This window comes from Sphingorhabdus contaminans (assembly GCF_007280415.1).
GTDB classification, from domain to species: Bacteria; Pseudomonadota; Alphaproteobacteria; order Sphingomonadales; family Sphingomonadaceae; genus Sphingorhabdus_B; species Sphingorhabdus_B contaminans.
Genome location: NZ_VKKU01000002.1, coordinates 1,322,364 through 1,343,064 on the forward strand (window position 1 = coordinate 1,322,364; position 20,701 = coordinate 1,343,064).

A 20,701-nucleotide genomic window follows, 5' to 3' on the forward strand; every position below is an offset into this window, starting at 1 on the left:
ACAAACGAAGCTTTGAAGTCAGGGCATTGCTGCACTGCCTTCGGCGCGGGACACGGTGATCTTGATGCCGTCCAAGTGGACGACAGCCGATACTTGTTCCCAATCGCGGGGATCGGATGACGCGAGTACATTGAAGTTTGCCCCGGGCAACGAATTTGCGTGCCGCCAGCCGCCGTCATGGCCCCAGCCATGCGGGTAGCACGCCGAACCGCGGACCACTTCATAGCTCATTTCGGCTTCAATTAGGACTGAACCGGTTTTGCTGGAGACGCGCACCATGTCACCGTCTGCAATGTTGCGTGGCGCTGCATCGTCAGGGTGCATCAGCAGGGTCGGACGATCGCCGCGGACCAGCCGCTCGACGTTATGCATCCATGTGTTGAGCGATCCTAAACTGCGTCGACCGAAGAGGAGCAGTGTTTCATCGTCATTTTTGGGATCGGACAGCAGACGCGCCAATTCCTTCGGCAACAAATCGGGCCAAAGCTGGGGACGCTTGCGTTCGTTCTGGATCCGGTTCCAGCTTTCCTGTGCATTGACCCCTGGCGCCAAGCGAATCCCGTGAGGGAACCAGTCTCGTAATTTTGCGATTGAGAGGCCATCCGGATTTTTGCCCATCTGATCCCCGTAGGGCCCGCGGCGGAGCATTTGGTCGGCGATGTCCATGAGTTCTGGCTGAGGCCTATCGGTGGTGGCAAAAGCGGAGAACAGTCGGGGTAAACCCATTCTGCCCAGAATTTCGTTGTAGATGTCCGCTTCAAGGCGAGCCTCGCCAAGTGGCGGAATCACCTCTGGCGTAAACTGGACCCATGGGCGCGGTGCATTAGCCATGAAGGCGAGAGTTAGATCTGCGCGCTCATAGAATGTCGGCGCGGGCAGGATGTAGTCTGCTAGTTTGCCAGTTTCGTTTACGTAGAAATCAATCGACACGAGTAGGTCGAGCTTCGCAAAAGCCGCTTCGGCTGCCTCCGGGTCCGGATAGGAGTGGAGAGGGTTACCGCTGTCGACAAACAGCGCCCGAACCTGTCCCTTGCCCGGCGTTGCAATCTCCGCGGCAATGCTACCGCTTGGCATGAAACCCATCAGGCTAGGCAATCCCGAGACGCGTGACTGCGCTTCGTCATGCGCTGGCGTTTTGGTGGCTAGCGCACTGAACGGAACATCACCGATCACCCATCCGCCTGGAACACCGAAACGACCGCAGGCGATATTGAGATATTCGATAAGGAGGTTGGTCAACGTCGAAAACCGGCCTCGGCAAGTGCCAAGCCGACCATAGCAGGCACTGGTACGGGCCTTGGCAAAGCGCTCTGCAAGCTGGCGGATTGAAGCCGCATCGATCCCGCATCGCAGGGATGCGATTTCAGGAGAAAATGGCTGCAAGGCATCGCGTAACTGCTCCCAGTCATCGGTGCGCTGTCGCAGGATTTCGGTGTTAGCTAGTCCGCCGGCGAAAATGTGATTGAGTATGGCGCACAGCAGCCAGGCATCTGAATCTGGGCGGATTGCGATGTGCTCGAAGCGCTTTGCGGTCTCGGTACGGCGCGGATCGATCACCACGACACCGCCCCGCGCATGGATCTCGTTGAGCTTGTGGAGCGCCAGCGGTTCCGTGACCATGGAGAAGTGCGAAACCATTGGATTTGCCCCGATCATGATCAGAAAGTCGCACGACTCCAGATCAGCAAATGTGTGATGAGCTGGGCTGCCATAGACCAGTTCTTCAGCAAGGAACTGTGCCCCGGTGTCGGCATGGAGCGGCGAAAAGATCTTATCTGCACCTAGCTTTGCCAGGAACATCCGTGCGTACATGATGTGCAGCGTAGAAAATGCTGCCGGGTTGCCCAGATATGTTGCGATGGCGTCCGCGCCGTTTGCCTGAATGATCTGAATCAACCGTGCTGCGATGTCGCGCAGCGCAGTATCCCAGTCGACCGGTTCAAACTCACCAGTTACCCGATTCCTTTTAAGCGGATTGGTGACGCGGTCTTGGTCGTACATAACATCGACCATGCCGGGACCTTTGATACACAGATGACCTTGAGAGGCAGGATGATCGCGGTCAGGGAGAATCTTGGTGATTTTGCCCTTTTCGACATTTGCCAGCAAACCGCACTGCGCCTCGCACAAACGACAATAAGTTGGGTGCAATCCGTCTTCGCCGGGTTTCGATCGATTATTGGCGTTCCATGTCATGTTTTCCTCCGACGCTCCAAGCGAGGTGAGGTCAGTCAGTATAAAAATTGCAAAAAACTTACCAGTTAGTTTTAGCTTGTCAAACGTCCATTTGGGCGGTAGCCAATGTCGGAGAACTCGTGTCGGCGCTGGCGCGGGCTGAGCTGAGTTGACATCGTTGTTGCACTCGGAGGCAATGCGGTGCCTGAGATAGTTTTTCGATGAGGTTTGGAGAAATATGACGCTGCACCAGTCTTTAGCTGAAGCGATTGTCGATGGTCGGGCCTATGCGGATGGCGACAGGATCGACGAGGTGTTCCGTTGTATAAGGAAGGAAGCTCCTCTGGATGTGGCCCAGCCAGAAGGCTATGACCCCTTTTGGGCCGTAAGCCGTCACGCTGACATCAAAGAGATCGAACGTCAGCCGGATCTTTTTCACAACGCGGACCGGGCTGTTGTTGTCCAGACTACATCGAACGCTGCCAAGATCCGGCAAATGACTGGAGGGGAAGCAAACATGGTTCGTAGCGTTGTGTCAGTCGATGGAAAGGAGCACAAAGATCTTCGCGGGATATTGTTCCCGCACCTAACTCCTCGTTCCGTTCGTCCCATGGAAGAGCAAGTACGCAAGATTGCGTCCGAGTTCGTCGACCAGATGCTCGGATTTGGTGACGAATGCGATTTCGCTAAGCAAGTCGCCTTCCTCTATCCACTACGGGTCTTGATGGCATTCATGGGAGTCCCGCCTCAGGACGAGCCGATGATGCTTAAGCTTACTCAAGAGATATTCTCCGGAAACGATCCGGAGTTGAACCGCTCTGGAAAACAGCAGACTCCGGAGGAGGCTCTTCAGGCAACCCTTGCCAGCATCGCCGAGATGGAAAACTACTTCCTTGACGTGACCACGCGGCTACGTGAAACGCCGGACAGCGGACTGAACAGTCTTATCGCGAATGCGAAGATTGATGGAGACTATCTGACTCGCCGACAACTGCTTGGCTATTATATAACGGCCGCCACGGCAGGCCATGATACTACCTCAAATGCAACTGCGGGAATAATGTGGGCACTGGCAGAAAGACCTTATCTTTTCGAGCAGATAAAGCAGGATCGTACTCTCATCCCGGCGCTTGTCGATGAAGGTGTGCGCTGGGTAACACCGGTTAAACATTTCATGAGATCGGCCACCGCAGATTGCGAATTGGCTGGTCAGAAAATAACGAAGGGCGATTGGTTGATGCTATGTTACAGCTCCGCCAATCGCGACGAGTTAGTCTTCGACGATCCATTCGACTTCAGGTTGGATCGCAAAGACAACCCGCAGCTTGCATTCGGGTACGGTGTCCATGTTTGTTTGGGACAGCATTTGGCGCGGCTGGAAATGCGCGTGCTGATGGAGCAATTGTTCGATAGGCTAGCGTCTGTTGAACTTTCGGGAACACCGGCGCGGACGATATCCAATTTTGTCTGCGGACCAAAGCGGGTGCCGATCCGCTACAAGACGAATTGAAAAGGCGGAATCGATGAGCAACTCGTCTCGAAAGTGGCGCTGCCGCAGTTGTGGTTACATCTATGACGAGGCCTTGGGCTTGCCAGAGGATGGCATCGCTCCAGGCACGCCTTTCGAAACCATTCCGGAAGACCTTTTTTATTGCCCAGACTGCGGCACGGAAAAGCAAGATTTCGAATTGGTGGATTATTGATCTGCAAGTTTAAAGGGATGAAGCCATGACCGCGCAACATATCAGGATTGAACGGTTGGGTGCCATTGAGCGGATCACGCTGGCGAGGCCTGAAAAGCGGAATGCCCAGAACAAAGCAATGCTCGAAGGCTTGGATGCTGCGTTGAAACGCGCAGAATTCGACGACGAAGTGCATGTTGTTATCCTGGCTGCAGATGGCAGCAGTTTTTCGGCCGGGCACGACAATAAGGAATTAGGTGATGACTATCTGCAGCGGCCTACGGTTGAACGTTACCAGTTCGAGGATCGCTACTATCTCGAGATTGCGCTTGGCATACGTAACCACTCCAAACCGGTGATTGTCCAAGCTCAGGGTGCGTGCATTGCTGGGGGTTTTATGCTCGCTGCGATGGCAGATATTCTGGTGGCGTCGGAGGACACCTATTTCTCCGATCCCACTGTACTATTGGGTTCAGCCGCAGTTGAAGTTTTATTCCACCCTTGGGCGCTTGGAGACCGGCTGGCCCGCGACATCCTGTTTACAGGGCGTAACTTGACGGCAGCAGAGGCTTACCAGCGTGGTTTTGTCACTCGGCTGGTCGCTCGTGACCAACTTGAAGCAGCCGCAATGGAAATTGCCGAGACGATCGGAAAGGCACCTCCCTTTGCCATGCAGATGATGAAGCGCTCGCTCAACCGTAATCTCGATGCTCAAGGCTACAGCGTAATGATGAGTGCACATTTCGACACCCATCAACTTGTTCATACTGCTTCAAAGAACACAGCCAGTGCCGCAGAGCGGCTTGCCAACTTCAAGAGCATCGTGGCCGGCAACTAGCTTGGAAACGCACTTATCGACTTAAGACCGGAGTAGACCGCTTGTCCGATACCATCGATCTGGATTTCCTCGACGAGAGCTTTGCCGAAATGCTGAGCTCCGAATGGCCGCGCGAGCGCTCAGTGGCGCATGCCCAGTCTGGGAATCTGATCGCGGCGGATCTGTGGTCGCAGATGGCGGGCCTTGGCTGGACCGCACTGAACGTTCCCGAGGAGTTCGGCGGTCTAGGCCTCGGTATCGAAGCTACCTCGCGCCTCCATGCGGCGCTAGGAGCAGTCTCGGCACCAGTCCCGATGTTGGGTACAACGATGGCAGCCGCACTCATTGCTCATGCCGGTAGTGACCGGCAGCGTAAGGCTTGGCTTCCTGCACTTGCCGATGGCTCGATGCGGTTCGGCTTTGCACAGCCATCAGGTGCACAGCTGACCATAGAAAATTCGAGCGTCAGCGGCATTGCAGCCGACATACTCGATGCTCCATCTGCAACGCATTTTGTGTTAAACGGCAGGCGCGAGGGTAAGCGCAGCTGGATCGTCTTGGCCGCCGATAGCCCCGGTCTGTCCGTCGAGGTCCACCCCTTGAATGACACAAGCCGGACGCTTGGCAGCGTGAACTTCTCGCAAGTGACACTCGCGGAAGATGCAATCATTTCAGCGCCAGACTGTCAGCGAGTTGTCGACCTGCTCGAACACTGGAGTTGCATCGCCTTGGCCTCGGACTCGCTCGGGATTGGCGAGGCCGTGCTCAATCTGACGATCGAGTATCTCAATGTGCGAGAGCAGTTCGGGAAGGTGATCGGCAGTTTCCAGGCGCTCAAGCACCGGGTGGCTGATCACAAGACCGCCTTGGTTGGCGCGCGCGAGTTTCTGGCGCATGTGGCGTCGCTTGATCCTGGGGATCCTGCCGGGTTGATTGAAGCCCTCTCTTCAAAGGCGCACATCACCCGGGTTGCCGCCGAGGTCGCGCGTGACTGCATCCAGTTGCATGGCGGTGTAGGTTTTACTGCAGAATTCCAGCCGCATGTCTTCCTGAAACGGGCCAAGTTAAACGAAGCACTCTATCTAACGCGCAACGAAGCGCTCGATCGGGTTGCCGATTTGCTGGAGGCAGCGTGATGACTCGGACTTTCGATATTCTTTCCAAAGTCGGCGATGAAGGAGCTTTCCGGCAAGAAATACGCGACTGGCTCGCTGTTTCGATGCCCAAGAACTGGCGTAGCGAATGGCAAGGGCTGGAAAACGAAACCCTTAAACCCAAGATGATCGACTGGCTCGAAGAGCGACGGAAAGTAGGTCTTGCCACCCCGCACTGGCCCAAGGAATGGGGCGGGCCAGGTCTGCCATTCGGTTACCAGATAATCGTTTATGAGGAGCTGACCCGCGCAGACGCGCCCGAGCTTCACATGTACATGGTTTCGCTGTTCCAGACCCCCGCAACGCTGTTTGAACACGGCAGTCCTGCGCAGAAGGAGAAGTACCTTTCGGGGATAACTCACGGTACAGATATCTGGTGCCAGGGCTTCTCTGAACCGGGGGCCGGATCGGATCTGGCGGCGCTGCGGACAAGTGCACGCCGCGAAGGCGATCATTATGTGGTCAATGGGCAGAAAATCTGGTCGTCAGGGGCGATCAATGCCCAATTTTGCCTGCTGCTTGCCCGCACGGAGCAGAACGTAAAGCGCAAGCATGAGGGCATTTCTTATTTCATCATGGATATGAAGGCACCCGGCGTCGAAGTTCGGCCGATCCGGTCTATTACCGGCGAGCAGGAGTTTTGCGAGATCTTCATGGACGATGTGAAGATTCCTGCGGAGAATCTGATTGGCGCAGAAGGCGATGGTTGGAATATCGCCCAGTCCACTCTCTCAGCCGAACGAGGGCTTCTGATTTTTGGCGGAACAGAACGGCTTGCTCGCTCGTTCGAACGCGATCGGGTCGATGGCAAAGACAGCTGGATGCGCGATCCGCAGTTGCGCCGCGAGTATGCGGCGTTTCATGCTGAACTTCAGGTCATCCGCCTCTTGATCCGCAAGCTGCTAAAGGAGCTCGAAGCGAACCCCGACAAGGCTTCGTCAACCCTGCCGACTTTCATTAAGCTCACATGGGGGCCGTTTCTGCAGCGCTATACTGAGTTTCTAGTCCGCGCCGAAGGCCTGCAAGCGCACAAATGGAAAGCTCCGATCCCGGCAACGGCGCATACCAGCCGAATAAAGTTCATCGATTTCCTCAAGAGCTATGCTTGGACCATCGCGGGAGGATCGAATGAGATCATGCGTAACATCATCGCCGAGAGATACCTTGGGCTGCCTCGCTAAAACACAACCTCCTACAGGCCTGCGATGAGTTCCTGCACTGCCTCCGCGACCGTGTCGATCGACCAGTCTGCGACTGAAACGCCCGGCTGAATGGGCTTTGGCTGTGCCACCAGGGACAATTGGCCGCTGGCAATCCTGAAGATCTGGCCATTGACATGGGCCGATCGATCTGAGGCTAGGAAGCAGACCGTTTCAGCGGTATGTCGGGGATCTTGAAACGGCCGAGGCTTACCTTCAACACCCTTGAACTCCTGCATCGCGGTAACCATCCGGGTCGTTGCATTGGGTGATACCGCGTTTACCCGCACTCCCGTGCCGGCAAGGTCCAGCGCCCAGCCGTAGGTCATCGAAGAGACTGCCCCTTTTGTCGCACCATAAGCACTCATCTCTGCAATTCCGCTGGCGGCTCCTGAAGTGACGTTGATGATTGAGCCTTTCCCGGCGGCGCGCATCCTTGGAATGGCATGCATCGCGCAGTTGGCCGTACCCAGGACATTAACCGATAGCATGGCCCGAAGATCGACCGGCTTGAGATCCCAGGCTAGGCCCATGCGGAAGAGACCGGCGTTGTTCACGAGCGCATCGATCTGGCTGCGTTCGGCAATGCAGGCGTCTATCAACCTGCCGCAATAGTCCGGATCGCTGATATCGCCGCAATGCGCGACCGCCGATCCGCCGAGCTGCTTGATCCTGTCAACGGTTTCATTGGCGACATCAGCATCGAGATCGTTCACGACTACAAAAGCGCCCAAACCGGCCGCTGTCTCCGCGACGACGGCACCAATACCCCGGCCGGCTCCGGTGATTACCATTGCCTTACCGGCAAGACTCTCGGGCGTCTTCATGTGCATTTCTGCGCTCCTGTGTCCTGATTAGAGTGACCGACCCAGCTTTTCCGCGACCAGTGCCTGCAGCTCCGGTTTCTTGACTTTGTGGGAATGAGTGCGTGGTATCTCGTCGCTGGGCAGGAAGACAATTTCCGATGGAATCTTGTACTTGGATAGCGCTCTTATGGTCACTTCGCGCAGCAACTTGGCAGTTACGGATGCTCCGGCGGCTTTGACGACGACAGCGACAGCGATCTCACCGCGTTGCGGATCGGGCAAACCTAATGCGATGGCCTCAGCGACATCCGGATGACGCATCAACACGATTTCGATCTCGGCCGGCGAGACATTGGCGCCGGCTACCTTGATCATGTCATTGCGGCGGCCCTTGAAATAGAAGTAGCCGTCCTCGTCGATCAAGCCGGTATCACCGGTCGGGAAGAAGCCGTCACATGTTAGATACTCGTGGCGTTCCTTCTTGTAATACTCGCGCATCAAGGCGTAACCGCGCACCCATAGCTCGCCAACCTCGCCTGCAGGGAGTGGCTTGCCGTTCTCCGGATCGACGATCAGGCGTTCCATCCCAGGTAGGTTGCGCCCCAGATTGCCGCCTTTGCCGACCGGCGAGGGGGTGCCGTACCGATTGATACTGTGCGGGCCAAAGGTTTCTGTCATCCCGATCCAGCTCTGGATGCGTTCTGGCGGAATTGGCTGTCCGGTGACTGCGTCAACCGGCGGTGCCAGACCCGAGATGTGCGAAATATCCAGGCCTTCCGCTGCTGCCGCCTGACGCAACTCTGCGCCTTGGGTCGACCATGCCGAAAAGCGGTCGATATTTTCTTCTTTCACGACCCTGAATAGCTCTGCGGAAGTCGGATTGTCGGGGAAGCACAGGGTTCCGCCGACATGGAGGGCGGGCATCAGGTTGAAATTGATTCCACCCAGCCAGAACAGATTCATGACATGTAATGTGCGGTTGCCTGGCTTTGCGTCGAAATAATCGAGGAAGTTGAAGGTAGTCCGAACTGCGGTACCATGGGTGTGTACCACCGATTTAGGGCGCGCGGTGCTACCCGAAGTACATATGACCAGTGCCGGATCGGAAGGGTGGACCGATTCCTCAACCTTCGCCAAGAAGCTTCCATCAATCTGGGGTTTGGCAGCCGCAGCATCCAGCACTTGCTGCGGCCCTGTCAACGCCCATTTCCGATCATGGTCTCCCCAGATGATGATCCGGCGAAGATATGGATGTTCTGAAAGATATAGTTCCGGTGTCGACTGTCCTGCGAGGCCCGGCAACGCAACTTCAACTCGCTCGACATAGTTGTTCTTTAGATAGCTGGGCTCGATGATCAGGGTATCGAGGTCATGGAACTCGACCGCCCAGTCGACCTCGGGGGGCTGGTAGAAAGTGCTCATCGTGACGACAAGAGCACCGATCCGGGTGGCCGCCAAGAAAATGACTGCCCAGTCGGGTTTGTTGGACATCAGCAAGCCGACGCGGGTTCCCTTGCCAATGCCCATGGCCAGCAGCCCCTTTGCCAGTGCAGCCGATTCCTCGTCCGCCTGCCGAAAGGTGAGCCGCCGCGATCCTTGGACCAGAAATTCGGTATCAGGAAAGCGTTCGACAGCAGACTTCAACGTATTAGTTAGCGTCGGGACATAGGCCGGTTCCGGGAGACGTACTTCTCTCATATTCAGTCTTTCCTAATGACCCCTCAACATGTTGGACGTCTGTTGCGAAACGAAAGCTGCTAGTTGCATCGCGCGTTAAACTTGAGGGGTAGTTTCAACAGGGAACCCAGCTGACCGGAATAGGGCATGCTTTCAAGTGAGCCGTTGAGCTGGACATTTTCCAGCCGTTCAAGGAGCACGGTCATGGCGACGATCATCTCGGTCTTAGCTAGAACGTGGCCAAGGCAATGATGGATGCCATGGCCGAATCCTGTGTTGTAGCTATCAATCGGCCGTGAAACGTCGTAGGTATTTGGGTTGTCGAAGCGCTCGGGGTCCCGGCTGGCTGACAGAGTGTTCAAATAAATCAGCTGGCCGGCCTCGGCGTGAAAGCCGTCAAAGTCGACCGTACTACGAACGACACGTTTGTTGGCCTGAACCGTGGGGTAGAAGCGGATCGATTCATGCATCACGAACGGAATCTGCTCTGGATCGTTCAGCATCAACTCCCATGTGCCGGGGTGCCTTACAACGGCGCGTACAAAGTTTGCGAGCTGGCTTCGCGTACTGTCATGGCCTGCGAACAGAAGGTTCGTGAGGCCCCAAATCAACTCTTCCTTGCTGAGCTTTCCTTGCGCTTTCTGGGCCTCAACAATCACGGAAACAAAATCATCTTTCGGCTCCCTCGATCGACTTTCGACAAGAGGTTCAAGATAGTCCCAAAGAACCTTTAGGGCAGCCTCGATCGCTGGTACATGAGGGGCCAACGGAACCGAAAACATGTGGGCAAGGGTGGCCGTCGCATTCTGGAAAGATGGCACATCCTTGGTGTCAACACCAAACAGCAGGCAGGCAACCGTTACCGAATAATGGTGGGTGAAGTCCGCAATGAAATCGCACTCGCCCCGATTTATGAACGTGTCGACCAAGCCATTGGCTACATCCGCCATCAATTCGCGCCTCTCGGCGATGCGACGAAGAGAAAACGCCTGACCCATGACTCGCCGAATCCGTGCGTGCTGGTCGCGAGGAAGCGCAGGCAATCGACCGTACCTGTCAAAAGACTCCTGAAGCGGGCCGCCCCCCATGTTTACCGTGTGCTCGGCGCTAGGGATATCGAACTCGTCTGCCTGAAGCATCCAGTTTAGAGTCTCATACCGCAGTACTTCAAAGCCACGTTGGCTCTTAGCTACCGGAGATTGCCTACGAAGCTGTGCTAGCACTTCATGGGGGTTCGAGTTGAATTCTTTGCCGTGAATGTCAAGGAACGGTAGGTCAGCGGTGGCGAGTTTTTTGGTTGCCATGATTTCTCTCCATTTAAAACTTTCACATGCTTGACAGTCCGACCTACGCGTGATGGCGAGTTGGTTCCGGTCAGCTTTTTAATTTACAATTTACGAGTCCTTCAATTTGGCCATGTTGAAAAGGCCGAGCGGCCTTCACGTTGAACGAGCTGTTCGATTGGAGTCTGCGGCTAGCTGCAACAGCGGCTTCAAATCCTTTTTCACGATCTTACCGGTCGGGTTGAGCGGGAGCGCTTCCATAATGAGCAGGATTCGCGGAACCTTGTTGTCCGCGAGATGCTCCTTGCAAAAGGCGCTGATTTCTTCCGGATCTGCAGAACAGCCTGGGCGAAGCGATACCGCGGCCGATACGTCCTCCCCAAGCACGGGGTGGTCTACCCCGACGACAGCTGCCTGTTGCACTGCCGGGTGTTGGTAAAGCACGGTTTCGATCTCCAATGGAGTGATGTTATAGCCACCGCGAATAATTAACTCCTTAGATCGGCCTGAGATGATCAGGTCGCCATCGCCATCGACAAATCCGAGATCACCGGTTTTGGTCCAGCCGCCGACGAAGCTGGCTGCGGTTGCTTCCGGGTCGTTCCAGTATCGGCGTGGATGCTTCTGAATTCCAAAGATCTCGCCGATGACACCAGTTTCGGTGATGACTTTTCCATCGTCGGCGCGCAGTTGCATGTACTCGGGCATTTTACCGACACAGCCTGGTTTGAGTGCTTGGGCTGCGCTGGTCGTGCCAACCACGACGCCGCCTTCGGACATGCCGTAATTGTTGCGGATCTTAAGATGCGGCCAATTTGCCATGGCCCGAACCACCGAGTCGTGCGGCAGTGGTGCAGTCCCCGTCATGAGGTACTTCACGCCGGCAAAGTCATAGCATTCAGCGTCGGTGTGATCGAGGATCAATCGCAGCATCGAAGGAACAAGATACACCAGATCTGGCTGTTTTTCTTTGACCAGTTCGAGGAAGCCCTTGGGATCGAATTTGCGCTGGGTGATTGCTGTCGCGCCGCCGCGTACCGGCAGCATAACAATCCCGAGGTTTCCAGCGGAACCAGTCAGGGGCAGCGCATGCAATGTTGACCGAGTGCTGTCCATGTTGGTCCCGGTAACTCCCCGTGAGATCAGATCGGGATGGCTCACGACTACGCCCTTGATTTTGCCGGTAGTTCCGCTGGTCCCAAGGATTTCGGCGTCGGCGTGCGCGTCTAGGCTGTTCTGATCGGGTAGTGCTGATATGTCGCGAGGCATCTGGTCGACCGACCAGCACCCGTCGAATTTTAGATTTTTAACGAGATCGGGAACATCAGTGATACACCAGCGCGGTTCGCACAGATTCTTGTAATCCGAAACTTCAGCCGGGCTCAGCCGCGGATTAATAGGGCAGACAATGCCGCCGGCGCGGAATATCGCGAAGACGGCGATGGCCATTTCGACGGCAAAGGCATTGCTGATGGGTAAGAAGACTCGATCGCCGGGTTGCAGGCCAGATGCGGCAAGACCTCCACCTATTTCATCGGCTTCAAGGTCCCACTGGGCAAAAGTGATCGTGCGGCGAGTATCGTCATGTGCGATCTCATCACGCTGGTGCGTGGCGCGGATTTTCAGGGCATCGCTAATCCGCCGCACTTTGGTCATGCCAGAGCTCCCACTATCAAATCTATTGAATAGTAAGTCCCCTTCTCACACGTCGTGAAGCTTGACAAGAAAAACTTACGGGTTAGTTTTATAAATTCTCAAGGAGTGGTTTCATTATGCCCAAAAAGGCCGATATCAAGCAGAGCGAAGAATGGCAGAAAGCCACGTCCTACGAGATTTTGGACAGTGACATAGAGAGGCAACGCAAACTAATCGGATACTGGGAGGCAATGAGGAGAGCCGACTATGTCCAGACGGCGTCGGAAGACTCCATCCGTAACTGGGCTTATGGTAGCGGCGACGATAATCCACTGTTCACCGATCCCGCATATGCTCGGAAAACCCGGTGGGGCGGTGTGATCGCTCCGGGGATGATGGTAGGGCAGATCAGCAAGCCAATGCTCGGCGATCCGCCTTCGGACGAGATCCGAGCGCTACGCAAAAGCCTGTTCAAGGGTATTCATGTCTTCGTTTCTGGTGCGGACTTCACTTTTTATCGGCCGGTCCGACCAGGGGATTCGATCTATGCCTACGAAGGAGAGGTTTCGTGTGAGGTCAAACAGTCGGAATTTGCCGGCAGGTCGATCGTCAACGTCACGCGCCGCGTCAAGGTCAACCAGCGAGGCGAGGTGGTTGCCACCTACGATCTGTTGCGGATTCTCACCGAGCGCAAAGCTGCGGCCAAAAAGGGCAAGAACGCGGCGATCGAACCAGCGACCTACACCGATGAGGAAATGCAGGCGATCGAAGACATCTACGCTGCCGAAAAGGTGCAAGGCGCCGAGAAGCGATGGTTTGAAAGTGTCGAAGTGGGCGACAGCTTGGGCCTTCAGGCCAAGGGACCGCTTGCTGTTACGGACATCATTTGCTTCCACGCAGCGGGCTACGGATTCACCCCATATGCCCCGACGACAAACCGGCGTGCGCACAAGAACCGGCAGCGGATTCCGGCTTTCTACATCAAGAATGAACAGGGCATTCCCGATGTGGCGCAGCGTCTCCACTGGGATCCGGTTTGGGCCCAGGCGATCGGTAACCCGATGGCCTATGACTATGGGGTGATGCGCGAGAACTATCTATGGCACTATCTCAGCGACTGGGCGGGAGATGACGGGATCATCATCCAGCTCCACGATGAGGTGCGGAAATTTGCTTATATGGGCGACGTGCAGCGTGTGACGGGCGAGGTTCTGGGAAAGCGCGATGAGAACGGCCAGAGCCTAGTGGACGTGGCGGTGAAGTTTGTGAACCAACGCGATGAGGAAAACGTGCGCGGTAAGGCAACAATTGCCTTGCCCAGCAAGAACAAGCCGCTACCGATGTATCCGCCTGTGCCTGACGACATAGCGGAAACCGCCGCACGCATGATGGCGCGGCACTGGGAACTGGGAGGCAACTGATGAGCGATCTGGTGCTGACCGAAGACGATGGCGGTGTCAGGATCATCACTTTGAACCGACCTGACCGGCTAAATGCTCTGTCGACCGAGTTGATGGCTATCTTGGCCGATGAAGTTGCAGATGCCGCACGAGACGCCTCAGTGGGCTGTGTGGTGATCACGGGTGCAGGGCGCGGCTTCTGTTCCGGAGGTGACATCCAGGATGGGGGAAGCTCCGTTGTTGCGCCTAATTCGCAAGTCGGCAGCCGTATTGAGCAACGGTTCGCTGGGCTGCGCGGCAATATGGAGACAGCAAAGCTGCTGCATGAAATGCCCAAGCCGACCATCGCGATGGTCAATGGACCGGTGGCCGGGGCCGGGGTCGGCATCGCCGGCGCTTGCGATCTGCGCTTTGCCGGGCGATCTGCCACATTCATTACGGCCTTCGACAAGATCGGCGCGAGCGGTGACTTCGGAAGCAGCTGGTTTCTCTCGAAGATTGTCGGAACGGCCGTCGCGCGCGAATTGTTCCTGCTTGGTGAAAAGCTGTCGGCCGAAGATGCCTTTGCTAAAGGAATCTACACCCGCCTCCTCGATGACGATGCCTTGCGTGCAGAAACATTGAAGGTGGCGCATAGATTGGCCAACGGACCGAGAATGGCGTATCGCTACATGAAGCAGAACCTCAATAACGCTGAAGACTGGTCATTCGAGGCACAGTTTGACACGGAGGCGCTAAATATGGGCTTGTCGACGCAGGCGAGCGCACTGATCCGTCGAGAACAGCAAAAAGACGGATAGCATCATCAAGGACGCGCAGCAGGCCAACTACACATGACGTTGACTTGGTAAAAACTAACCAGTAAGTTTCACATGATTGGCCGTGCTTACCATCTCATCCGGAGACGGGCGCAAGCACACCTAACAGGAGTAAGTGCCGTGTCTGCCATTTTAGAAGGCATCAAGGTAGTCGATTTCGGTAAGTATATTGCCGGGCCGCTTTGCGCCGGAATGCTGGCGGACCTAGGCGCCGATGTGGTGCGCATCGAAAAGCCGGGCGGCGGCGATGACCGTTATGTTGCGCCCGCTACAGACAGCGGTGAGGGGTCCTTGTTCCTCTACGGCAATCGCGGCAAGCGCTCGCTGACCTTGGATACGAGTAAGCCAGAAGGTCGGGCCGTGCTTCATCGCATGATCGCCAAGGCCGATGTGGTCGTTGCCAACCTCTCGCCGAGTGCGCTGTCACATTTCGGTCTGGACTATGAATCGGTCAAGTCGCTGCGCGAAGACATCATCCTTGTCACCTCGAGCACGTTTCCATCGAACACTCCGATGCGGGACGCGCTCGGCCTCGACAGCATCGGCCAAGTAGTGAGTGGCGGGGTCTACCTTACGGGTGAGGCCGGGCAACCTTACAAGTCCGCAACCGCTTATGTTGATTTCGGCACGGCGGTTTCCTCCGCCTTTGCGGCCATGGCGGCGCTTTTCAATCGGGAACGGACTGGGCAGGGCATGCACGTCGAATCCTCGCTGGTTGGAACAGCGCTCAACGTCATGGCGCCCATCTTGATGGAGCATGCGTATGGCAAAGCCCCGCGCCGTCCCACTGGCAACCGCTCGCCTATTGGCGGCCCCTCCGACATCATCAAGACCAGAGACGGCTGGTTCGTCGTGTCCGTGCTTGGCAACAAGCTGTTCGCACGCTGGGCTAAGTTCATCGGGCGACCCGAATTGACTGAGGATCCGCGCTTCGCTGACGACGCCCTGCGCGGCGTGAACGGAGATGTTCTGAGCCAGATCATGAACGAATGGGCCAAGAACAAAACTACGGACGAGTGCATCAAAGAGCTGGTGCAGATCGGACTTCCAGCAGGGCCAGTCCTTTCCCCCGATGACATCATGGGCGGGGCTATGAGCTTGCGGGAGAGCTTCTTTCAGCAAGGGAAGTTCGGATCCGAACCTATCATGCAAATGCCGAGCCCGATCCGTTTTTCGGGCGCACCAGTCCGGGAAAATATCGAGGCCCCCGAACTCGGCAAGCACAGCCGCGAAGTGCTTGGCGATTACGGCTTTACGCAGAGTGAGATCGAAAGCCTGATCGAACGTCAACTGGTTTGACGATTGTTGATGAAATCAAGGACGCTCAATGAGCGAACCAATGGAGGAATGGTATTAGTCATGACGACAATCGTTTTTTTCGAGCCTGACGGAACCCGGCGCGAAGTAGAGGCCAATCCTGGCGAAAGCCTCATGGAAGTTGCCGTGCGCCATGGGGTCGAGGGGGTTGATGCCGATTGTGGCGGGGTGTGCGCCTGCGCGACATGTCATGGTCACATTGATCCCGCGTTCTTCGGCCGCTTGCTGGCAATGAACGATACCGAAGATGCGATGCTCGAACTAGTTGAAGACCAGAGAGCGGCCAATTCGCGGCTGCTTTGTCAGATTCAAGTTGGGCCCGAACTGGATGGGATCGTCATTAAGCTACCTGGCGTTCGGCGCTGATTCAGGTCCCTGATTGCTATATTCGGTCGAAGCCAGATGGATGGGAAGCACTCAAGATGAGCAATGACCAGCTAGCGCCAAGATCCGGGGTGGCACCAGGCACACGCTGGCGTTGGTTGGCACTATTCTTCTTTGGGGCCGCGGTTCTGGCGGGGCCGGTCTACTTCGCTGCTGAGATAGAGCGGATTGCAAACGTCGCCGTCGAATTCGCACGGACCAGTCCGCTCCTCGTGGCAGGGGCAATTGTGGTGGCCCTCGCGCTCGACATATTCCTGCCCGTGCCCAACGGCGTGACCAATACGCTCGCAGGCGCGATCTTCGGATTCGCGTTCGGCTCCGTAGTGATCTGGATCGGTCTTATGGCAGCGAGCCTGCTTGGTTATACCGTTGGAGTTCTGGCAGCGCGGCCCCTTGCGCTCAAACTGCTCGGCGAACAGGAACTGATCCGCGCACACCGTTTTGCCAGTGGTACGGGGCCGCTGGTGCTGATCTTCTCCAGGCCGGTTCCGGTTTTTGCCGAACTCGCGACTATTGCATCCGGTATGGCAGGAATGAGACTTGGACAATTCGTGATCATTACCGGTCTTGCGAACATTTCGGTTGCTATAGTCTTTTCCGCTATCGGCTCTGCTGCTTTTGCCGACCAATCCGGATTACTCGCCATGACCGGCAGCGTCGTCCTTCCGTTGATTGCATGGCTTGTATTTCGTCGCTGGCACACAAGGCAAAGTTCATAGCTACGGGCGGCAGCCTACCCTAATGTCAATCCGAGCCTTCGCAAATATGAGAAAGCATATGCCGCATTTTGATGTTTTGATCGTGGGGGGTGGTCAGGCAGGGGCCTATGCGGCAATCCAGCTTCGGCAGCAAGGTTTTGTTGGCACCGTCGCCATCGCCGGGCGCGAGAACGAGCTGCCCTATGAACGACCTCCGCTTTCCAAGGAGTATCTGCTCGGTGATAAGGAATGGGAGCGTCTGCTGATCCGTCCAGCTTCTTTTTGGCAGGAAAAGGCTATTGCATTGCTGCTGGGACTTGAGGTGACCGCGGTCCAACCAACAGCGCGGCAAGTAACCATGAACGATGGCAGCAGTCTGGGATATGGCAAACTTATCTGGGCAACTGGCGGAGAGCCGCGCCGCCTGGCTTGCCCCGGCACGGACCTAAAGGGGGTTCACGTCGTTAGAACGCGGGCCCATGCCGACGCGATTCTGGGCCAACTGTCAGATGTAAGTCGCGCGGTGATCGTGGGAGGCGGCTACATTGGGCTCGAGGCTGCAGCCGTGCTCCGGAAGCTTGGTAAGGAGGTAACGCTCCTAGAGGCTTTGCCGCGAGTGCTTGCAAGGGTGGCTGGCGAGGATGTTTCGTCATTCTACGAAGCCGAGCACCGCGCGCAAGGTGTTGATCTCAGGACGTCAGCTGCCATTAGTGCGGTTGAGGGTTTGGATCGGGTGAGCGGAGTGCGCCTCGCTGATGGCAGCCTGATCGAATGCCAGATGGTAATTGTCGGGATCGGAATTATCCCTTCCGTAGAGCCTTTGCTCGCCGCGGGAATCAAAGGTGAAAATGGGATTGAGGTTGATGACTTCTGCCGCACCAGTGACGAGAACATCTACGCTATCGGCGATTGCGCCGCACAGGCCAACCGCTTTGCTGGCGGTGCAGTGCTGCGAGTCGAAAGCGTCCAGAATGCCAATGATCAGGCGGCTTGCGCAGTAAAGGCCATCCTGGGTGAAGCACAATCCTATGCCGCAATACCTTGGTTCTGGTCCAACCAGTATGATCTGAAGCTACAGACCGTCGGGATTTCGTCAGGGTATGACGCCGCGATCCTGCGCGGCGACTGTGCTGCGCGGTGCTTTTCGGTACTCTACCTCAAGGCGGGGCGTCTGATCGCTGTCGATGCGATCAACGCGACTAGGGATTATGTGCAGGCTCGCAAGCTGATCGAGGAGTGGGCGATGATCGCGCCCGAAGACCTGGTCGACACAAGCCGTCCGTTGAAAGACCTGCCACGGCTTTAGAGCCCGCCCTGTGCACAAGGCTCCCTGAGCGATCCCTGTCTTTTAGGCCATCCGCTCGATGATTATTGCTGGGGCCATGCCGCCGCCTGCGCACATCGTGACCAGGCCATAGCGGCCATCGGTGCGTTCCAGTTCGTCGAGTACGGTACCGATCAGCATGGCGCCCGTCGCCCCGATCGGGTGCCCTAGCGCGATCGAGCCGCCGTTGACATTCACCTTTTCGCGGTCGAGCTTAAGGTCTCGGATGAACTTCTCAGCCACTACCGCGAAGGCTTCGTTGATCTCCCATAGGTCGATATCGTTCACTGTCAGGCCGGCCTTTTGCAGCACTTTGCGGGCTGCCGGGACTGGGGCATTGAGCATCAGCGTTGGGCAGTCGCCCAGATTGGCATAGGCCACGATGCGCGCACGCGGCTTTAGGCCATGCTTGTCGGAATAGTCCTTGCTGGTTAGCAGGACTGCACCCGCTCCATCGACCACGCCCGAGCTGTTGCCGGGATGGTGTACAGCCTCGAATTGGAGGTCGGTATAGACCCGCTGGATCTGTTTACGCCAAGTCCGTCCGTCACCAAGATCGACATCGGCAATGACTTGGAACGAAGGCTTGAGTGATGCCAGACCTTCGGCGGTCGTTTCAGGACGCGGAAACTCCTCATGATCGAGAGCAAGTGAACCGTCAGGGTTGTATACCGGCACCACCGATCGGTCGAATCGCCCTTCGCGGATCGCGCGATCGGCGCGGCGCTGACTTTCCAGTGCCAGCGCGTCGAGATCTTCCCGGCCAATCCCCTCGATTGCAGCAATCGCGTCGGCGCAGACGCCCTGATTGGACTGGGGGTGCATGGCATCGAGCACATCGTTGTGCGAGCCAATTAATCGTGGCTCTATTCCGAATTCGGCGCGTTGGGCAGCCAGTACCTGCTGGTAGCTCATCAATTCTGTGCCCCCTGCGACAACGCAGTCTTCCATTCCTGAAAGTACAGAGCCGGCGGCGAGATTAACGGCCGTTATGCCACCTCCGCAGAAGCGATCTAGGGTTGTTCCCGATGCCTTTACGTCATAGCCCGCAACCAGTGCTGCCATCCGGCCGAGGTCAGCGCCTTGCTTGCCTTCCTGTGTGCTGGTTGACCAAATGATATCATCGACAGTTGTGGTGTCTAGATTGTTACGTTCTTTGAGCGCCTTAAGGACAGTAGCGCCAACATTTTGAGGGTGCAGGTGGGACAGTGCACCTTTGCCTGGTTTACCAATTCCGCGAGGCGTACGGCAGGTGTCGATGATATAGGCTTCACGCATCGGTCAACTCCTTTGTTAATTAGACTATCATATCATAAAGTCGTTTGCGGATGATGCTTTCAGCATCGGCCACAATTCGATTAATCAGTTCGTGGCAGGTGGGAATGTCGTGAATGAGCCCCTGAACCATCCCGGCCCAAAACACTCCTTTTGAGAGATCGCCTGTCTGCAGAAGTTCTTTTCCCGCAACGCCGGATACCAACTCGCGAACGTCGTCGAACACAGCATCTGGCTTAGAAAGTCGGCGTACAACTTCTTGCGATACTGCGCTTCTTCCGACTCTTGCTGTGTTCTTGAATGCGCGGAAGATCAACAAGCTGCCCCGTTCGTCATTGTCGAGATAAGCTTGCTTAACTTTGTCATGAATTGGGGCTTCTTCAGTCGCGCAGAACCGTGTTCCCATATTTATTCCGTCTGCGCCCAAAGCAAGGGCCGCCGCGAGGCCTCTCCCATCCCCGAAACCGCCAGACGCAAGCATTGGAATCTTCACCTTGTCAGCGGCCGCCGGGATCAGGATTAGGCCTGGGATATCATCTTCACCGGGATGTCCGGCGCATTCGAAGCCGTCGATTGAAATGATATCGCAACCGGCTTTCTCTGCCGAAAGTGCATGTCGGACTGCAGTGCACTTGTGAAGAATTGTGACCCCGTGTGGGCGAAGCATCTCCCATATTTCGCGCACCGCCTGAGTACCGGCTGTCTCGACGATGGTAATCCCGCCGTCGATGATCGCCTGTGCGTATGCTTTGTAATCTGGAGAGTTGACGGTCGGGAAGATCGTCATGTTGACGCCGAACGGCTTTGTGGTCATCGCTTTAGTGCGTTCGATTTCATCACGAAGCGCCTGGGGAGATGGTTGGGTCAGGGCAGTAATGATGCCCAATCCGCCCGCGTTCGAAACCGCTGAAGCGAGCTCGGCATAACCGACATTCATCATTCCGCCTTGAACGATCGGATGCTCGATTCCTAGGCGCTCCGTAATTCTTGTGCGTAGTGCCATCGGGGAAATTCCACTCCTCTAAACGGGTTGGGCTTCAATGCCATCAACCGGCAC

At 56.3% G+C, this 20,701-nt stretch carries 18 protein-coding genes; 11 read left to right on the forward strand and 7 right to left on the reverse strand.

What is annotated here, in order from left to right; genetic code table 11:
- Nucleotides 1–18: 18 nt before the first annotated feature.
- Nucleotides 19–2,196, reverse strand: coding sequence for a molybdopterin-containing oxidoreductase family protein (locus FOM92_RS14645; protein WP_143777548.1), 2,178 nt, complete (start codon nucleotides 2,194–2,196; stop codon nucleotides 19–21).
- Between the two features lie 217 nt (nucleotides 2,197–2,413).
- Between FOM92_RS14645 and FOM92_RS14650 the strand changes: the two genes are divergently transcribed.
- Genes FOM92_RS14650 through FOM92_RS14670 form a run of 5 tightly spaced genes read left to right on the forward strand, consistent with a single transcriptional unit; the run spans nucleotide 2,414 to nucleotide 7,009 of the window.
- On the forward strand, nucleotides 2,414–3,685 hold the full coding sequence (locus tag FOM92_RS14650; RefSeq protein WP_143777549.1) for a cytochrome P450: 1,272 nt from the start codon (nucleotides 2,414–2,416) through the stop codon (nucleotides 3,683–3,685).
- Between the two features lie 13 nt (nucleotides 3,686–3,698).
- A complete protein-coding gene (locus FOM92_RS14655) occupies nucleotides 3,699–3,878 on the forward strand; it encodes a rubredoxin (protein ID WP_143777550.1) in 180 nt (59 codons plus the stop codon).
- A gap of 25 nt (nucleotides 3,879–3,903) precedes the next feature.
- Nucleotides 3,904–4,695, forward strand: coding sequence for an enoyl-CoA hydratase (locus FOM92_RS14660; RefSeq protein ID WP_143777551.1), 792 nt, complete (start codon nucleotides 3,904–3,906; stop codon nucleotides 4,693–4,695).
- 41 nt (nucleotides 4,696–4,736) lie between these two features.
- Nucleotides 4,737–5,810 (forward strand): acyl-CoA dehydrogenase family protein, encoded by a 1,074-nt coding sequence (locus FOM92_RS14665; protein WP_143777552.1) that lies wholly within the window; start codon nucleotides 4,737–4,739, stop codon nucleotides 5,808–5,810.
- Nucleotides 5,810–7,009, forward strand: a complete 1,200-nt coding sequence (locus FOM92_RS14670; RefSeq protein ID WP_143777553.1) for an acyl-CoA dehydrogenase family protein — start codon at nucleotides 5,810–5,812, stop codon at nucleotides 7,007–7,009. The genes FOM92_RS14665 and FOM92_RS14670 overlap by 1 nt, the downstream gene beginning before the upstream one ends.
- 11 nt (nucleotides 7,010–7,020) lie before the next feature.
- On the opposite strand, the gene FOM92_RS14675 is transcribed toward FOM92_RS14670, so the two are convergent.
- The 4 genes from FOM92_RS14675 to FOM92_RS14690 form a co-directional block, all read right to left on the reverse strand.
- Entirely contained in the window at nucleotides 7,021–7,860 is an 840-nt protein-coding gene (locus FOM92_RS14675) for an SDR family NAD(P)-dependent oxidoreductase (protein WP_143777554.1), read from the reverse strand.
- A gap of 21 nt (nucleotides 7,861–7,881) precedes the next feature.
- Nucleotides 7,882–9,531, reverse strand: a complete 1,650-nt coding sequence (locus FOM92_RS14680; RefSeq protein WP_143777555.1) for a class I adenylate-forming enzyme family protein — start codon at nucleotides 9,529–9,531, stop codon at nucleotides 7,882–7,884.
- 59 nt (nucleotides 9,532–9,590) lie between these two features.
- Nucleotides 9,591–10,814, reverse strand: coding sequence for a cytochrome P450 (locus tag FOM92_RS14685; protein ID WP_143777556.1), 1,224 nt, complete (start codon nucleotides 10,812–10,814; stop codon nucleotides 9,591–9,593).
- Between the two features lie 135 nt (nucleotides 10,815–10,949).
- Nucleotides 10,950–12,449 (reverse strand): class I adenylate-forming enzyme family protein, encoded by a 1,500-nt coding sequence (locus FOM92_RS14690; RefSeq protein ID WP_143777557.1) that lies wholly within the window; start codon nucleotides 12,447–12,449, stop codon nucleotides 10,950–10,952.
- Between the two features lie 116 nt (nucleotides 12,450–12,565).
- Here FOM92_RS14690 and FOM92_RS14695 point away from each other — a divergent pair, with 116 nt between their 5' ends.
- From FOM92_RS14695 to FOM92_RS14720, 6 genes are all read left to right on the forward strand, one after another.
- On the forward strand, nucleotides 12,566–13,849 hold the full coding sequence (locus FOM92_RS14695) for an FAS1-like dehydratase domain-containing protein (RefSeq protein ID WP_143777558.1): 1,284 nt from the start codon (nucleotides 12,566–12,568) through the stop codon (nucleotides 13,847–13,849).
- Nucleotides 13,849–14,628 (forward strand): enoyl-CoA hydratase-related protein, encoded by a 780-nt coding sequence (locus FOM92_RS14700; protein WP_143777559.1) that lies wholly within the window; start codon nucleotides 13,849–13,851, stop codon nucleotides 14,626–14,628. The genes FOM92_RS14695 and FOM92_RS14700 overlap by 1 nt, the downstream gene beginning before the upstream one ends.
- A gap of 138 nt (nucleotides 14,629–14,766) precedes the next feature.
- Complete coding sequence (locus FOM92_RS14705; protein WP_170226906.1) at nucleotides 14,767–15,945, forward strand: CaiB/BaiF CoA transferase family protein; 1,179 nt, start codon at nucleotides 14,767–14,769, stop codon at nucleotides 15,943–15,945.
- A gap of 60 nt (nucleotides 15,946–16,005) precedes the next feature.
- On the forward strand, nucleotides 16,006–16,329 hold the full coding sequence (locus tag FOM92_RS14710; RefSeq protein ID WP_143777561.1) for a 2Fe-2S iron-sulfur cluster-binding protein: 324 nt from the start codon (nucleotides 16,006–16,008) through the stop codon (nucleotides 16,327–16,329).
- A gap of 56 nt (nucleotides 16,330–16,385) precedes the next feature.
- A complete protein-coding gene (locus FOM92_RS14715) occupies nucleotides 16,386–17,066 on the forward strand; it encodes a TVP38/TMEM64 family protein (RefSeq protein WP_143777562.1) in 681 nt (226 codons plus the stop codon).
- A 58-nt stretch (nucleotides 17,067–17,124) separates the two neighbouring features.
- Nucleotides 17,125–18,351, forward strand: coding sequence for an NAD(P)/FAD-dependent oxidoreductase (locus tag FOM92_RS14720; protein WP_143777563.1), 1,227 nt, complete (start codon nucleotides 17,125–17,127; stop codon nucleotides 18,349–18,351).
- A gap of 42 nt (nucleotides 18,352–18,393) precedes the next feature.
- On the opposite strand, the gene FOM92_RS14725 is transcribed toward FOM92_RS14720, so the two are convergent.
- Both FOM92_RS14725 and FOM92_RS14730 read right to left on the reverse strand, forming a co-directional pair.
- Nucleotides 18,394–19,647: an acetyl-CoA C-acetyltransferase gene (locus FOM92_RS14725; protein ID WP_143777564.1), complete on the reverse strand. Its 1,254-nt coding sequence runs from the start codon at nucleotides 19,645–19,647 to the stop codon at nucleotides 18,394–18,396.
- A gap of 19 nt (nucleotides 19,648–19,666) precedes the next feature.
- The gene (locus FOM92_RS14730; protein WP_143777565.1) at nucleotides 19,667–20,647 is read right to left on the reverse strand and encodes an NAD(P)H-dependent flavin oxidoreductase; all 981 of its coding nucleotides are present in this window, start codon (nucleotides 20,645–20,647) and stop codon (nucleotides 19,667–19,669) included.
- Nucleotides 20,648–20,701: the final 54 nt, after the last annotated feature.